Genomic DNA, 15,257 nt, shown 5'->3' with positions numbered 1-15,257 from the left:
ACGCAGCCCTGTCGCCCGCCCGCGAGCGGCAGAAGCGCTGCGGCACCGAATGGCGCGGCCTGTCGACCGCCGACAAGACCGCCAAGGGGCCCACATGGCCGCAATTCTACAGCAAGTGCGTGAAGCGCCTGAAAGAACCGAAGGCCTGACCGGCGCCCCGGGGCGAACCGTGGCCGCAATCGGGCGTTGCCTGCCGGGACCGACGACGGGCGAGGACATGCACGATGCAGGGTGAGCGGCGGCTGTTGCAGCGGGTTGTCTCGGTCGTGGCGCTCCTGCCGGTCGCGGCGGGGCTCTACGGCGTGCTTTTCGGCATCGACGGCATCGGCACCGACCGCATCGTCAACATCTCGGCGGACAGCCACTTCCGCTATTTGTCGGGCCTGCTCACCGGCATCGGCATCCTGTTCCTCACCTGCGTGCCGGGGATCGAGCACAAGACGGGGCTGTTTCGCTTCCTCACCCTGGTGGTGGTGCTCGGCGGCCTTTCGCGCTTGCTCGGCCTCTACCTGACGGGTCTGCCGTCCCTCGTCATGCTCGGTGCCCTCGTGGTCGAGCTCGGGGTCACGCCGCTGCTGTGCCTGTGGCAGGCGCGCGTGGCGCATCTCGCCGCGTCCGAGGGCCCCGGCGTCGTCGATCTGACGCGCGAGGACGCCGTGTGACCGCCGCGTCCCCGCCCCTCGCCGACCGCCTGATCGACCGGCTCGATGCGATCGTACCGCCGCCGGCCGCCTGGCTGTTCGGCCTACGGATCTGGCTGGCGATGATGCTCGCCCTCTACGCCGCGTTCTGGCTCCAGATCGAGAGCGCGTCCTCCGCCGCGGTCTGCGTCGCCATCCTGGCGCAGCCCAAGCGCGGACAGGCGCTCTCCAAGGCGGGCTACCGTTTCCTCGGCACGATCGTCGGCGGCGTGGTCGCGATCGTGCTGACGGGTTTGTTCAATGAGGACCGGGTGCTCCTGCTCGTGTCCTTCACGGTCTGGCTCGGCCTCTGCGTCTTCGTGGCGCAATACCTTCAGGATACCCGCGCCTATGGCGCGATGCTCTCCGGCTACACGGTCGGCATCATCGCGCTCGCCAACATCGACGCGCCGCAGAACACCTTCGACGCGGCACTCGGGCGGGTGGCGGCCATCGCCATCGGCATCGTGGCGATCACCTTCATCAACGATGCGTTGGCCTCGCCCAGCACGTGGCGCACCCTGCGCCCGACCCTGGCGAATGCTTTCGGCGCGGCCCGCGCCTTCGTCCGCGACGCCCTCGCGAACGGCGATCCCGGCGACGAGCGGACGGCGGCCCTGATCCGGACGATCGCGGCGATGCGGGCCGAGACCAGCGCGATCGGGGGCGAACTCGACGACGGACGGAACCGCGCCTCCGGTGCGCGCAGCGCCATTGCCGCCCTCTACGTGACGGGCGCCGCGAGCCGTGGCCTCGCCCTCGCCTGCGACCGGATCCGCCGGCCGACGCCGGCCGTGGTGGAGGCGCGCGCACTCTGCCTGCGCGCCGTCACCGGCGATGTCACGGAGCCGGGTGCCGAACAGCTGAACCGGGACGACGCCCGGCTGCGCGACCTCGTCGAAGAGGCGATCCGCGATCCGGCGCGCTCCCTCGACGAGACCATGGCGCTGCAGCGGGCGCTCGACCTGCACAACGCCGTCACCTTCGCCGACGACGGCCTGCGCGCCCTCTCGGACGGGCATAAGCCGCTGCGCGACGTCGCCCTGCCGACGCATCGCGATTTCCCGGTGGCACTGCGTGCGGCCCTGCGCGTCGCCATCGCCTTCGGCGTTGCGGCCGGCGTGTTCATCCTCGCGGGCCTGCCGCAGGCGTCCTTCGCCCTGGTCCAGGTCTCGGCGACCGCCGCGCTCTCCTCCGTGACGCCCGACCCGAAGAAGTTCGCGATCGGCGTGCTGATGGGGATGCCGCTCGCGGCCCTGTTCGCGGGCATCGTCCTGTTCGTGTTCCTCAACGGCAACCAGGGCTTTCCGCTGCTCGCCATCGCCATGGCGCCGGTGGTGTTCTTCGGCTGCTTCCTCTCGCTGAATCCGAAGACGTTCACCGTGGGCTTCATCTCGCTGGTGTTCACGCCGGTGCTGCTCTCGCCGGCCAACCCGCAGCTCTACGATCCCCAGACCTTCCTGATGAACGCCTATCTCGTGGTCGCCGCGGCGGTGATCCTGTTCCTCGTCGTGCGGCTCGTCCTGCCGATCTCGAATTCGCAGCACCGGTTCTACGCCCTCGAAGAGGCCCGCCGCGACACCGCCGACGCCCTGGTCGGCGAAGGAGGCGACGCCACCACCCGCACCAGCCTGAACGCGGACCGCCTGTTCCAGTTCTCGCAATGGAACTCGGGCAGCGGCGCCGTGCGGCGCGCGAGCCTCGCCCACGCCTTCGCCCTGTCGCGCCTCGAATCTTCGGCCGCACGGGCACACGCGCAGATGCGACTGCTCTGGTGCGCCAAGGGGCTCAGGGCGAGCATTCGGCGCGGACGCGAGGCGCTCGCCCGCGGCAACGCCTGGGGCCTGGAGGATGCGGCTCGCGCCATGATCAGGGCCGGGGGCCGTGAGGACCGCGAGACCCGCCTGCGGATCGCCCGCGCCGCGACCGACCTGGCGACCGCCTCGCAGGTCATCCAGCGGCACGGGCGCTTCTTCCGCCGCCTCGCCCTGCCGAGTAGCTGACGGCCATGCGTCACGAACTCCAGATCGGCGGCGTCCTGCTCTCGCCCTTCGTCGCCTACGCGATCGGCGCGCTGGTCATCCTCATCCTGCTGCGGATCGTCTTCCGGAAGATCCGGTTCAGCCGCTACGTCGCGAATGCGCCGATCGCCGAGGCCGGCCTCTACGTCTGCGTGCTCGCCCTCCTGATCCTGCTTTTTTGACGGCCTCGAGAGTATTCTCGAACGGATCGGCTTCCGGTTCGCATGAAGAGAATGCGCCCAACCCGATGACACCGAGCCGTCTCCCGTGACGCGGAGATCGCGAGAACGGCTCTCCTGACCGCGGATACCGCCCCATGGCCGACGAGGACGACCCGAAGACTTCCGATGGCGCCCGGCAGGCGCCCCCCGACGATCCGCCGGCGATCGAGGCCGAGCCTCCGTCGCCTGCGCGGCGCGGGCGGGCCGCCAAGCTGTTCCGCCTCGCCGCCACCGGCGTGATCCTGGCGGCGGCGGCGGTGGCCGCCTTCGTGGTCTGGGAGTTCTACGTCACCGCGCCCTGGACCCGCGACGGGCGGGTGCGCGTGCAGGTCGCCAACATCGCCCCGCAGGTCTCGGGCTCGATCGTCTCGGTCAAGGTCGTCGACAACCAGCCCGTGAAGAAGGGCGACGTGCTCTACGTGATCGACCCGTTCGACTTCCAGGTCGCGATCGCGTCGGCCGAGGCCGAGATGAAGAACCGCGAGGCCGACCTGCAGGTCAAGAACGCGCAATCGGCCCGGCGGCAGGCGCTTACCACGGTCTCGACCTCGGTCGAGGAGAAGCAGCAATATGCCGGCACCGCGAAGATTGCCGAGGCCGCGCTCGATACGGCGAAGGCGCAACTGTCGCAGGCGAAGATCAACTTCGAACGCACGACGGTGCGGTCGCCCGTGAATGGCCGGGTCACCAACCTGCTGATGCGCGTCGGCGACTACGCCACGACCGGCACCCCCAATGTCCGCGTGATCGACACCGACAGCTTCTGGATCGACGGCTACTTCGAGGAGACGAAGATGGCCCATATCCGCGTCGGCGCTCCCACGGAGATGGCGCTGATGGGGTATGGCGCGTCGCTGCGCGGCACGGTGGAGAGCGTGACCCTCGGCATCTCGACGGCCAACGCCGCCCCGAGCACGCAGGGCCTGCCCAACGTCGACCCGGTCTATACCTGGGTGCGCCTAGCGCAGCGCGTGCCGGTCCGCATCCGCATCGACGCGGTGCCGCCGGGCGTGACGCTAGTCGCCGGCATGACGGCCACCGTGGTGGTCGGCGACGGGACCTCCGCCGCGCCGGCCTGGTTCAGCGACCTGCGCCGCAAGGTCGCCGGCGATCCCGCGCCCTCCACGGAGGAAACGCCGGACCGGGCGACCGGCCGGTGATGCGCCTTCCGGCAGCCTCGAAGCTGCTTCGCCGCCGGAATGCCCGGCCGTGCCCGTCAACCTTACGATCGGTTAGTTGGGCACAAGATCCGGGCCGCTGCCTTTCCGAAAGGTATTCTGCGCTAGTCTGCATCCGTTCCCGGATCGGCCAGCGCGGTCTCGCGCCGTCGGTCGTGCGATGAGGCCGAAGCGTGGCGTCGGCGGTTGAGTTTTTCACGAAGGGCCGTGCGCCCGCCGCCCTCGTGTCCGCCACCCGGGCACGCGGCGAGGTTCCGGATGCCCTGCGCATCGCGCTCGTCGGCGCCTGCATCCTCGCGTTCTGGAACCACGCGCCGCTGGCCGACCTCAGCGACCGCGACATTCTCGAGACCTCCACCGCCGGCAGCTGGACGACGCAGGTCGTCTTCCTCGCGCTCGGATTCGCCATGGCGGCGGCGCTGCGGCAGCTCGGCATCGACAAGCTGCGCCCGCTGCTGACCTGGCCGCTGGTCGTGCTGGCCGGCTGGATGGGACTGACCCTGCTCACCTCCGTCGAGCCGCTGCTCTCGATCCGCCGGTTCCTGCTCTTCGCGATCGTCACCATGCTGGCGGCCGGCATCCCGGTGGTGATGCGCTCGGTGCGCCAGTTCGCGCTGACGCTCGCCATCGCCGCGCTGATCATCCTGGCCGCATCCTACCTCGCGGTCGCCTTCCTGCCGCAACTCGCGATCCATTCGGCCGATTTCGACCTGATCAACGAGCCCGAGCACGAGGGCCTCTGGCGCGGCATCTTCGCGCATAAGAACGAGGCCGGCGGCGCGATGGCGCTGATGATCCTCACCGGCCTGTTCGTGGCCTCCGCCCTGAGCCGGTTCTGGGGCATCACCATCGTGCTGCTCGCGGCCGTGTTCCTCGCGGCCGCCAACTCGAAATCGGTGATCGCGCTCCTGCCCTTCATCATCCTGGCGCCGAGCCTCTGCGGGCTCGTGCGCAGCCGCTGGCTGCGCGCGGCGATCCTGCTCGGGCCGGTGGCCCTGGTCTCGCTGTTCTCGCTCGGTTCGGTATTCTTCCCGCCGATCCGCGACGGGCTGCACGGCATCCTGCCGGACACCTCGTTCACCGGCCGCACCGAGATCTGGGAGTTCGCCGCCAGCCATATCGCGGAGCGGCCGGTCTTCGGCTGGGGCTTCGGCGCCTTCTGGGGAACCGAGCGCACGCGGTTCGGCACCTCGGATGCCCTGAGCTGGGTCACCAAGACCAGCCAGGCGCACAACACCTATCTCGACGTCGGCTTGATCATGGGGCTGCCAGGCCTCGTCATGACGCTCGCCGCCTTCGTGGTCGCGCCCCTGCGCGACCTGCAGCGCATCGCGCCGGCAGGCCGGATCGATCCGGCGACGCTCTATTTCCTGCGGCTATGGCTGCTGGCGCTGGCCGGCGGCTCCTTCGAATCGGTGCTCTACACGCCGAGCGCCGCGATCTGCTGCATGTTCATGCTCGCCGTGTTCGGCCTGCGGCTGCGCGCCTCGTACCGCACCGTGCAGGGCTGATCGGATGCGCGGGGAGATGGCAACCCGAGCGGATGGAACGACCGGCCCGAGACCGGCAGGCTGCCCGCATCCGGCGCGGCCCGCTCCCGGCGATCATGGTCTGGGATGGAACCGGACGATGGGTCTCTTCAGAAGCTTCGGAGCGCGGGCCGCCGAACCGAAGACCGGCGAACCGCCGGCCCGCGCCCATCCGGCGACCACGCCGCTGCCCGTCCTGACCTCGCTGCGCTTCTTCGCGGCGTTCTACGTGCTGGTGTTCCACTACGACCGCTTCTTCTTCCCCGACGCGCCGCGGCACACGGTGATCCTGCTCGGCCATACCGGCGTGACGTTCTTCTTCGTCCTGTCGGGCTTCATCCTCGCCTACACCTACCATGCGGTCGATTTCGGAGACCGGCTCGTGCGGAGGCGCTACCTGTGGGCGCGTGTCTCTCGGGTCTATCCCGCCTTCCTGCTCTCGCTGGCGATCAGCCTGCCCTGGTTCGTCGCCTGGGTGCTGAAGACCGAACCGCCGCTGAAATGGCTGATCGCCTCGGGCGCCGTGCTGGCTCCGCTCGGCCTCCATGCCTGGGTGCCGGGCGCCGCCTGCTCGCTCAACTGCGCGAGCTGGTCGATCTCGGTGGAGGCATTCTTCTACCTGCTGTTCCCGCTGCTGCTGCCGCTGGTGCTGCGCCGCCCCGCAGAGTACGCGCTGGCCGCGCTTGGGCTCTGGGCGGTGTTCGGCGCGTTCTGCACGCTGCTCTGGAGCCGTTACGCGCCGGGCGTCTCGTTGATCGAGCCCGAGCCGGCCGGCACCATGGCGGTGCTGCTCGCGCAGGGCATCAAGTACAATCCGCTGCTGCGCCTGCCCGAGTTCATCGCCGGCCTCGTGCTGTTCGCGGGGTGGCGGCGGATGCGCCGGCCGGCATCCGAAGCCCAGGCCGCCACGGCCCGCGGCCGTGCCGGCCCGTTCCTGGCCGCGGCCGCGCTGGCGGCGCTCGTCCTCGTCGTGATCGAGCCGTACGTGCCGTCGCCGCTGATGCATAACGGCCTGACCGTGGTGGCCTGGGCTCCCCTCATCCTAGCGGGGGCGGACCTGCGCGGCGGTGTTCTCGCCAGCGCGCCGCTGGTGTTCCTGGGGCGTATCTCCTTCGCGCTCTATCTCCTCCACATGCCGGCCTATGCCGTCGTGAACACCCTCGACCGGACCCTGCACGGAGCGATCTCCGGCGTTTCTCCCTGGCTGGCGGCCGGCGCCGCGACCGCGCTGTCGCTGGCCGCGGCGAGCCTCGTCCACCTCGCCGTCGAGGAGCCGGCCCGGCGCGTCCTGCTTCGCAGAGGTCTTCAGGCAATGCTGCCCGCCCTCCCGTCCGGAAGCACCCAGGCCGCCCTGCACCCGCCGGAGAGCGCGGGCGAGCGATGAGTCGGCGGCGATGACGATGCCCGATCCGAGCCGTCGCGCGATCCTCGCAGGCGGGGCCGGGGCACTCGCCCTGACCGGCGCCGCGAGGGCCGCGCCCTCCCCGTTCGGTCCGTCCGGCGCGCCGTCCTGGGGGCCCGACGGGTTGCAGGCGGCGGCCTCCGCCAAGGGGCTCGCCTACGGAACGGCGGTACCGATCACCCGCTTCCGCAGCGATCCGCGCTGGCGCGCCGTCGCCGCGCGCGAATGCGGTATCCTCGTCTGCGACAACGTCATGAAGTTCGACGTCGCCGCTCCGCATCCCGGGGTCCTCGACTTCTCCGGCGCCGACGAGACCGTGCGCTTCGCCCGCGGCAACGGCCAGCGCCTGCGCGGCCATTGCCTCGTCTGGCACGAGGCGCTGCCGGCCTGGGCACAGGCGGCGCTCGCCGCGAAGAGCCCCGCCGGGGCCGAGCTGCTCCTGCGGCAATGGATCGGCGCGATGGCCCGGCGCTACGCGGGCACCATCGAAGCCTGGGACGTGGTCAACGAGATCCTCTCGCCCGCCGACGGCCGGCCCGACGGCCTGCGGGCGACGCCCTGGCTCGCCGCCCTCGGCCCCGGCTATGTCGACCTTGCCTTCCGCATGATGAAGGAGGCCGACCCTGCCGCCGCCGGAACCTGGAACGAGAACGACTGCGAGCAGCAGGCGGATTGGATCGACGAGCGCCGCGTCGCGATCCTAAAGACGCTGGAGGGGCTGCTGAGGCGCGGCGTGCCGATCGACCGTTTCGGCATCCAGGCGCATCTGCTGAGCACTCTCCCCCTCGACCAGACGCGCCTGCGGAGGTTCCTGCGCGAGATCGCCGGCATGGGCCTCGCCATCGAGATCACCGAGCTCGACGTCGACGACCGCGCCTTCCCGGCCGACATCGCGGCGCGCGACAGGGGCGTCGCCGACCTCGCCCGGCGCTTCCTAGACACGGTGCTCGACGAGGCGGCCGTGCTCAACGTGCTGAGCTGGGACGTCTACGATCCCGATACGTGGCTGAACGCGTCGCCTGCCCGGAGGCGGCCGGACGGCATGCCCCAGCGGGCGCTGCCCTTCGATGTGGAGTATCGGCGCAAGCCGCTCTGGCGGGCGATGCACCGGGCGTTTCGCGACGCGCCCGATCACCGGGCCGCGCGCGCCCGGCTCAGAGCCAAGGTCTGACGGACGCGTCTCAGCGCGACGGGAAGCGGCTCGGGGGCTCGTTGTACATCGGCGTCTCGGTGGTCCGCGGCAGGTAGGCCTGGATCAGGTCGGCCGGCGGCCCGAAATGCGGCGCGTGGCGGCGCGGCGGGCGGTAACGTGGATCGCGGTAGCGGACCTCCGGCGGCATGTTCCGCGCGGAGGCGTGGCGGCCGTGGCCGTATTCACGCGTACGATCGCCATGACCTTCCGACCGGGCGGCGCCGGCGATGACGAGACTTGCCAAGATGGCGGCGGCGACGGACTTCAGCGGCATCGGTTCGGTCCTGCGATCGGGGGCTGCCGGCTGGCTCAAAACTTGTAGGCCGCGCCGCCACGGACGGTGTTGATGTTGACCTTGTGCCCGTCGAAGTCGTTCAGCAGCACGTACTGGTATTCGCCGCGCAGCAGGATGTTCGAGGTGATCGCGTATTCGAGGCCCGCACCGAGGGTGATGCCGCCTACGACCTTGGTCTTGGATTTCCCAAAAAACTCCATCGGCAGAGGTTTACTGCCATCGGGGTTGTTTTGGTTGAAGTTAGTCGGATTGTATCCGTACTGGTTTACAGTCACCGCTTTGGTACTGTCGGTTAGCGCCTTGTTCGCTGCATATGTCTTCGCATCGTAGCCGTAGGTCTGGATACCGACGTCGTCGGAAATTTGTGCACGGCCTATCGCGAAACCGCCGGTGACATACGGAAGGAAGTTCTCGATCGCATACCCGGCCCTCGCTCGAATCGTTCCGAAGTCTCGCACTTTGGTGGTCGAGGTGTCGGACAGACTGTAGAAATTCTGCCAACCATCGCTCGTAACGGCTTGACGGCCTATCGCGTCACCACTCAGTCCTTGGGTATCAAAGCGCGTATAATCGAATTCGATGCCTACCACAGCCTCATCGAATTGAAAGTTGTAGCCGGCAAAAGCGCCGAACGAGTTGCCACCTTTGCGTACGTCTTGGACGTGAAGCAAAGACGAAACACTGAGCTCTTTTTCGATCACCGTTTGACGAAGATTGTTGGCGACGGTTTGCTGGGCAACATTATTGAAGCCGAAAGCACCAGACGAATAACCGCCATGACCGCCGACATAGGCGCCGCTCCAATCGATGATCTGCGTCGTCACCGGCTCGTACTCCGGTCCGCGCAGGTAGTCGTAGTCGAGGTCGGCGGCTTGGGCGGTGGAGAGGCAGCCGAGGGTCGTGGCGGCCAGGAAACCGATGGTCAGGGTACGCATCGCTATCGTCCTTTGGGCAGCAAGACGGATCACCGTGCCTTGCCCATGGGATCGTCTTACTTGAGTAACCTTAATTGTCTGTTGCGCAGAGGCTTTTGCCGGCGACCCGAAACGATGCGGGACCTGCCCAGTGACGGCCGGCGCCCGGGACATGTTCTCGCCGTCACGATCGAAGGCAGGGCGCCGGTGAGCCGGCCGCGCGGGTCTCCGGCGATCCGTCGCCTCCAGACATAGGAACCGGTCCTCGTCGACCAGCTTCCGAGCGGCGACAGCCATCGATGATTCGCCCGCCCCAGGCAGACCCGCGGCCGCACACAAAAGAAACGGCGCGGATATCATCCGCGCCGTTTCGACGTCCGATCGGGAAAGGGCGATCAGTACTTGGTGATTAGGGGACCGGGCTCGTAGGCGATCGGCATCGGGGCCGCGACGCCGCCGAGGAGGAAGCGCAGGCCGATCTTGACGTCGTGCGAGGTGATCTCGCTGACCTTGTAGCTCGCGAAGGAGCAGGTCGGGTCGTTGACGCAGGTCACGGTCCCGGTCTTGGCGTTGCCCATGTTGAGGTAGCGGTAGCCGACGTCGACCTTGAAGTTCGGGGTCACGTCGTAGGTGATGCCGGCCTGGGCCGCCCAGGCGAGGCTGGTGGTGTTCTTGGTCGGCGCGGTGCCGAAGCCGCCCGCCGCGAAGCCGGCGCCCTGGTCGGTGTAGCCGCTGACCTGGTTGAAGGCCGCGCCGACGCCGCCGCCGATATACGGCGTCAGGCACCACCACGTGCCGAGGTCGATATAGCCGTTCGCCATGGTGACGATCGAGCGGAACTTGGCCGAATTGACGTCGATTCCGGTGCCGCCGCCGAGAGGGAACTTCTCGGTGTAGCGGATCTGGCCACCGCCGCGGTATTCGCCGGTGACGTCGCCGCGCAGGAAGCTGTTGAACTGATAGCCGGCACCGGCGCCTGCGAAGAATTGATCCTCGATGGTGCGGTTCTCGATCACGTAGCCGGCCGGGAGAGCGCCGCCCGTGCCGAGCGTGGTCCTGACCTTCTCGTACTGGGTCGCACCGACGCCGACATCGCCGCGCAGGTACCAGCCGCCGCCGACATCGACGGGAATCGGAGGGGGCGGGGGCGGCGGCGGAAGCAGGTCCGCAGCGTGTGCGAGGCAGGGCGCTCCGACGCTCGCCAGGAGCGTGAGGGAGCGCGCCAAGGCATGAAGCTTGGAGCGGCCCATGGGATTTCCTTCATTCTTCGAACTGTGCCGGAAACCGCGAAGGGCCGGCGAGGAGAACGAAGTCCAACATGGTCGGGGAAGGTTAAATCGCACTTAACGTAAAAAATTAGGCTTGCCGAAGTGTTGAGATGCCTGTTGTGCGATCCTCTTCAAGTCGTCGTCGATGTCGTGGTGCATGGGTCCCGCCCATGCGCAAAAGGCGCAGGCCGGGACGGTAGAGGGCCGGCTCTCAGGCGGCGGCGCGGGTCACCGCGTCGACGACCTCGTCGACGACCTCGTTGACGAGGTCGCGGTCGTCGCCCTCGGCCATGACGCGAATCACCGGCTCGGTGCCGGAGGGCCGGATCACCAAGCGCCCGCCATTGCCGAGGCGCGCCTTGGCATGGGCGATGGCCGTGACGACAGAATCCTGGCGAAGCGGCTCGCCGGAGCGGTAGCGCACGTTCTTGAGGATCTGCGGCAGCGGGTCGAAGCAGTGGCAGACCTCGCTCACCGGCCGCTCCTGGCGCTTGATGACGCTGAGCAGCTGGAGCGCGGCGACGAGGCCGTCGCCGGTGGTGGCATAATCCGACATGATGATGTGGCCGGACTGCTCGCCGCCGAGGTTGTAGCCGTGCTCGCGCATGTGCTCGAGTACGTAACGGTCGCCGACGGCGGTACGCGCGAGATTGAGCCCGAGGCCGCCGAGGAAGCGCTCCAGGCCGAGATTGGACATGATGGTCGCGACGAGGCCCGGCTGCGTCAGCCGCTCGTCCTCCTGCCAGGAGCGCGCGACGACGGCCATGAGCTGGTCGCCGTCGACCTTCTGGCCCTTCTCGTCGACGATCAGCACCCGGTCGGCGTCACCGTCCAACGCGATGCCGACATCGGCGCGCAACTCGCGCACCTTGTTAATCAGGGCGGTAGGGGCCGTCGAGCCGACATCGTCGTTGATGTTGAAGCCGTCCGGCTCGACGCCGATGGCGATGACTTCCGCGCCGAGCTCCCACAGGGTCTCGGGGGCGACGCGGTAGGCAGCGCCGTTGGCGCAGTCGACCACGACGCGCAGGCCCTCCAGCGTCACGTGGCGCGGCAGGGTGCGCTTGGCGAACTCGATGTAGCGGGCATGCACGCTCTCGATGCGCTTGGCCCGGCCGAGATCGCGCGCGCCGGCGAGATGCTTGGTCATCGCGCCGTCGATCAGCGCCTCGATCTCGAGCTCGACGTCGTCGGACAGCTTGAAGCCGTCCGGGCCGAACAGCTTGATGCCGTTATCCTCGAACGGATTGTGCGAGGCTGAGATCATCACGCCGAGGTCGGCGCGCATGGAGCGGGTCAGCATGGCGACGGCGGGCGTCGGCATCGGCCCGAGCAGCATCACGTCCATGCCGACCGATGTGAAGCCCGCCACCAGTGCGGTCTCGATCATGTAGCCGGACAGCCGGGTGTCCTTGCCGATCACGACGCGGTGGCGGTGGTCGCCGCGCTGGAAGGCAAGGCCGGCGGCCTGTCCGACCTTGAGCGCCAGCTCCGGTGTGATCACGACGTTGGCACGCCCGCGAACGCCATCCGTGCCGAAATACTTGCGCGACATCCGGTCCTCATCCCAGTTCGTGGTGCCCCGCGGCCGTCCTTGCTCGGACGAACTCTTGTCGGGGGCCGTCGGCCTCGTGCCCGTGCGGCGAGAGTGCCGGCGAAGATTGAAGAGGCGCTTGCGACCTGACCCCGAAAGCAGGCAATCGCGAGGCGTCGTTAGCAGTTGCTTTCGCCCGGCCCCGCCCGAACGGAACGAGCCCGCCGGAGGGCGGGCTCGTCGTTCGTGAGCGGTCTCGACCGATCGTCAGCCGACCGATCGTCAGCCCTGCGGCTGGGGCGAGGGCTCGAGCCCGCCGTCGCTCTCCCGCGGCCGGCCGCGGCCGGCGGAGGGGACGGACGATCCGCGCGAGGGCGTCGAGGGGATGTCGCCGGAATCGCGTACCGGCGGCTCGCCCTTGATGAGCTTGCGGATCTCGTCGCCCGAGAGCGTCTCGTATTCGAGCAGCCCCTGGGCCAGCGCCTCGAGGTCGTCCTTCTTCTCGGCGAGGATGCGGCGGGCGTCCTCCAGGCCGTTCTCGACGAGACGGCGGACCTCCGCATCGATCTTCTGAGCGGTCGCCTCGGACACCGTCTGCTGGCGGCCCATCGACATGCCGAGGAAGACCTCGTCGTTGTTGTCGCCGTAGGCGACGGTGCCGAGTTCCGGCGAGAAGCCCCAGCGCGTGACCATCATCTTGGCGAGCCGGGTCGCCTGCTCGATGTCGGACTGGGCACCCGAGGTGACCTTGTCCTTGCCGAAGATCATCTCTTCGGCGATGCGGCCACCCATCATGATGGCAAGGCGCGAAGTCATCTGCTCGAAGGACATCGAGAGCTTGTCGCGCTCGGGCAGCTGCATGACCATGCCGAGTGCCCGGCCGCGCGGGATGATCGTCGCCTTGTGGACGGGATCGGTGGCCGGCACGTTGAAGGCGACGATGGCGTGGCCGCCTTCGTGGTAGGCGGTGAGCCGCTTCTCGTCCTCGGTCATGACAAGGGTGCGCCGCTCGGCGCCCATCATCACCTTGTCCTTGGCGTCCTCGAACTCGTGCATCGTCACGATGCGCTTGCCGCGACGCGCGGCCAGGAGAGCCGACTCGTTGACGAGGTTCATCAGATCCGCGCCCGAGAAGCCGGGGGTGCCGCGCGCGATCACCTTGAGGTCGACGTCGGGGGCGAGCGGTACCTTGCGGACGTGGACGCGCAGGATGCGCTCGCGGCCGGTGACGTCCGGATTCGGCACCATGATCTGGCGGTCGAAGCGGCCGGGACGCAGCAGGGCGGGGTCGAGCACGTCGGGGCGGTTGGTCGCCGCGATGATGATGACGCCCTCGTTGGCCTCGAAGCCGTCCATCTCGACGAGGAGCTGGTTCAGGGTCTGCTCGCGCTCGTCGTTGCCGCCGCCGAGACCGGCGCCGCGGTGACGGCCGACGGCGTCGATCTCGTCGATGAAGATGATGCAGGGCGCGTTCTTCTTGGCCTGCTCGAACATGTCGCGCACGCGAGATGCGCCGACGCCGACGAACATCTCGACGAAGTCCGAACCCGAGATCGTGAAGAACGGCACATTCGCCTCGCCGGCGACGGCCCGGGCGATCAGCGTCTTACCCGTGCCGGGGGGGCCAACGAGCAGAACGCCGCGCGGAATGCGGCCGCCGAGCCGCTGGAACTTCTGGGGGTCGCGCAGGAATTCAACGATCTCCTGCAGATCCTCCTTCGCTTCCTCGACGCCGGCGACGTCGTCGAAGCTGACGCGGCCGGAGGCCTCGGTCAGGAGCTTGGCCTTCGACTTGCCGAAGCCCATCGCCCGTCCCGCCCCTGACTGCATCTGGCGGCTGAGGAAGATCCAGGCACCGATGAAGACGAGGATCGGCAGCCAGCTGACGAGGAGCTGGATGAACCAGGGGGTGTTGTCCGACGGCGGGCGCGCCGTGATCTGCACGCCCTTACCCTGGAGCTTGGTGACGAGTTGCGGGTCGTTCGGGGCGTAGGTCGAGAAATTGCCGCCGCCGACATAGGAGCCGCTGACGTCCTGGCCCGCGATCACCACCGACTGGATCTTTCCGGAATCGGCGTCGTTCAGCAGCTGGCTGTAGGAAATCTCGCTGCCGCCGCCCCGGTGACCCTGGCCCTGGAACAGGGTCACGAGCGCCAGCACGAGCAGGAAGATGACCACCCACAGGGCAAAATTGCGGAAGTTCGGGTTCATCGACCAATCATCCCAGGACGAGCGCAGCCGGCCGTCCGCTCCTGCCTCGCAGCAACCTGCCTAACCGCAGGCATCCCGGTTCTCGTTTCTCCCCAGGGAGATACGGATAGGAACACCATTCGATGAAGGCCGGTCACGTCGGGCACGCGTAGCCAATGTAAGCGGCACCCTCCCCCTTGCCAAGTAAATCGCATGGGGCTGCGACGCGGCTGCGCTACGAACCTTCTTCTGAGTTCCGCCGCGGTGGGGCTGGAGCGACGCGGATCGTGCCGTCCGGCGCAGTCTCGATCATGGCTCCGCGCAGCGTACGGCGCAGGCGCTCGCCCTTGGCAAGGGCCGGCCGCAGGGCGTCGAGGACGAGCCTTTCCAGCCGTTCGAGACGACGCGGCACGGCAAGGCACGGATCGGGCTGGACGGCTTCCAGGGCAAGATCCAGCACGCGGAGTGCCAGCGCCTCGGGCGCGGCGAGCAGGGCTTGTCCATCGAGGATGAGCGTGCCCGACGGCGCCGGACGCCGCACGCTGTCGAGCAGGCCGGCCGCCGCCTGCGCGAGCGCCGTCTCGTCGCGGGCGAGCCGCCCGGCCAGCCGCGTGAGCCGCTCCGCCGTCAGGCCCTCGGTGGCGAGCTGCGGCATGAGGGTGCGCAGTCGCGTCCGCGCGAAGCGGTCGTCCGCGTTCGAGGGGTCGCGCAGGAAGGGCAAGGCGTGCGCCTCGCAATAGGCGACGAGGGCGGCCTTCGGCAGGCCGAGGAAGGGCCGCACGAGGCGGATGCCCTCGGCGAGCGGCCGCTCGCCGAGGGCATCCGCCTCGTGC

The 15,257-nt window shown here is 68.8% G+C and carries 13 protein-coding genes; 7 read left to right on the top strand and 6 right to left on the bottom strand.

Annotated elements, in window-relative coordinates; all coding sequences use genetic code 11:
* The first annotated feature begins 224 nt into the window (after positions 1 to 224).
* From FV217_RS19480 to FV217_RS19450, 7 genes are all read left to right on the top strand, one after another.
* Positions 225 to 662, top strand: coding sequence for a DUF4345 domain-containing protein (locus FV217_RS19480; RefSeq protein ID WP_147819005.1), 438 nt, complete (start codon positions 225 to 227; stop codon positions 660 to 662).
* A complete protein-coding gene (locus FV217_RS19475) occupies positions 659 to 2,683 on the top strand; it encodes an FUSC family protein (RefSeq protein ID WP_147819003.1) in 2,025 nt (674 codons plus the stop codon). Before FV217_RS19480 ends, FV217_RS19475 begins: the two co-directional genes overlap by 4 nt.
* 5 nt (positions 2,684 to 2,688) lie before the next feature.
* Positions 2,689 to 2,883, top strand: coding sequence for a DUF1656 domain-containing protein (locus FV217_RS19470; RefSeq protein WP_147819001.1), 195 nt, complete (start codon positions 2,689 to 2,691; stop codon positions 2,881 to 2,883).
* Between the two features lie 134 nt (positions 2,884 to 3,017).
* On the top strand, positions 3,018 to 4,082 hold the full coding sequence (locus FV217_RS19465) for an efflux RND transporter periplasmic adaptor subunit (protein WP_147818999.1): 1,065 nt from the start codon (positions 3,018 to 3,020) through the stop codon (positions 4,080 to 4,082).
* A gap of 191 nt (positions 4,083 to 4,273) precedes the next feature.
* Positions 4,274 to 5,611, top strand: coding sequence for an O-antigen ligase (locus FV217_RS19460; RefSeq protein ID WP_147818997.1), 1,338 nt, complete (start codon positions 4,274 to 4,276; stop codon positions 5,609 to 5,611).
* Between the two features lie 118 nt (positions 5,612 to 5,729).
* Positions 5,730 to 7,013 (top strand): acyltransferase, encoded by a 1,284-nt coding sequence (locus tag FV217_RS19455; RefSeq protein ID WP_187272642.1) that lies wholly within the window; start codon positions 5,730 to 5,732, stop codon positions 7,011 to 7,013.
* 10 nt (positions 7,014 to 7,023) lie between these two features.
* Positions 7,024 to 8,202 (top strand): endo-1,4-beta-xylanase, encoded by a 1,179-nt coding sequence (locus FV217_RS19450; protein WP_238231550.1) that lies wholly within the window; start codon positions 7,024 to 7,026, stop codon positions 8,200 to 8,202.
* A 10-nt stretch (positions 8,203 to 8,212) separates the two neighbouring features.
* Here FV217_RS19450 and FV217_RS19445 read toward each other — a convergent pair whose 3' ends face one another.
* The 6 genes from FV217_RS19445 to FV217_RS19420 all read right to left on the bottom strand — a co-directional run.
* Positions 8,213 to 8,497 carry a hypothetical protein gene (locus FV217_RS19445; protein WP_147818994.1) on the bottom strand — a complete coding sequence of 95 codons (285 nt, stop codon included), beginning with the start codon at positions 8,495 to 8,497 and terminating at the stop codon, positions 8,213 to 8,215.
* Positions 8,498 to 8,532: 35 nt separating this feature from the next.
* On the bottom strand, positions 8,533 to 9,453 hold the full coding sequence (locus tag FV217_RS19440) for an outer membrane beta-barrel protein (RefSeq protein ID WP_147818992.1): 921 nt from the start codon (positions 9,451 to 9,453) through the stop codon (positions 8,533 to 8,535).
* Between the two features lie 374 nt (positions 9,454 to 9,827).
* Positions 9,828 to 10,682: an outer membrane beta-barrel protein gene (locus tag FV217_RS19435; protein ID WP_147818990.1), complete on the bottom strand. Its 855-nt coding sequence runs from the start codon at positions 10,680 to 10,682 to the stop codon at positions 9,828 to 9,830.
* A 229-nt stretch (positions 10,683 to 10,911) separates the two neighbouring features.
* Positions 10,912 to 12,255, bottom strand: a complete 1,344-nt coding sequence (gene glmM, locus FV217_RS19430) for a phosphoglucosamine mutase (RefSeq protein WP_147818988.1) — start codon at positions 12,253 to 12,255, stop codon at positions 10,912 to 10,914.
* Between the two features lie 261 nt (positions 12,256 to 12,516).
* Complete coding sequence (ftsH, locus tag FV217_RS19425; RefSeq protein ID WP_147818986.1) at positions 12,517 to 14,445, bottom strand: ATP-dependent zinc metalloprotease FtsH; 1,929 nt, start codon at positions 14,443 to 14,445, stop codon at positions 12,517 to 12,519.
* A gap of 214 nt (positions 14,446 to 14,659) precedes the next feature.
* A partial coding sequence (locus tag FV217_RS19420) for an ATP-binding protein (RefSeq protein WP_281407178.1) occupies positions 14,660 to 15,257 on the bottom strand: 598 nt, incomplete at its 5' end.

Origin of the sequence: Methylobacterium sp. WL9, assembly GCF_008040035.1 — a bacterium.
Classification (GTDB): domain Bacteria; phylum Pseudomonadota; class Alphaproteobacteria; order Rhizobiales; family Beijerinckiaceae; genus Methylobacterium; species Methylobacterium thuringiense.
Note: the sequence above shows the minus strand (reverse complement) of the source record. Positions and strands in the feature narration are given on the sequence as shown.

Excerpts from the sequence above, each read along its gene's own strand:
- ftsH (WP_147818986.1), bottom strand. The coding sequence starts at position 14,445 with ATGAACCCGAACTTCCGCAATTTTGCCCTGTGGGTGGTCATCTTCCTG.
- glmM (WP_147818988.1), bottom strand. The coding sequence starts at position 12,255 with ATGTCGCGCAAGTATTTCGGCACGGATGGCGTTCGCGGGCGTGCCAAC.
- FV217_RS19480 (WP_147819005.1), top strand. The coding sequence starts at position 225 with ATGCAGGGTGAGCGGCGGCTGTTGCAGCGGGTTGTCTCGGTCGTGGCG.
- FV217_RS19445 (WP_147818994.1), bottom strand. The coding sequence starts at position 8,497 with ATGCCGCTGAAGTCCGTCGCCGCCGCCATCTTGGCAAGTCTCGTCATC.
- FV217_RS19455 (WP_187272642.1), top strand. The coding sequence starts at position 5,730 with ATGGGTCTCTTCAGAAGCTTCGGAGCGCGGGCCGCCGAACCGAAGACC.
- FV217_RS19440 (WP_147818992.1), bottom strand. The coding sequence starts at position 9,453 with ATGCGTACCCTGACCATCGGTTTCCTGGCCGCCACGACCCTCGGCTGC.
- FV217_RS19435 (WP_147818990.1), bottom strand. The coding sequence starts at position 10,682 with ATGGGCCGCTCCAAGCTTCATGCCTTGGCGCGCTCCCTCACGCTCCTG.
- FV217_RS19465 (WP_147818999.1), top strand. The coding sequence starts at position 3,018 with ATGGCCGACGAGGACGACCCGAAGACTTCCGATGGCGCCCGGCAGGCG.
- FV217_RS19470 (WP_147819001.1), top strand. The coding sequence starts at position 2,689 with ATGCGTCACGAACTCCAGATCGGCGGCGTCCTGCTCTCGCCCTTCGTC.
- FV217_RS19450 (WP_238231550.1), top strand. The coding sequence starts at position 7,024 with ATGACGATGCCCGATCCGAGCCGTCGCGCGATCCTCGCAGGCGGGGCC.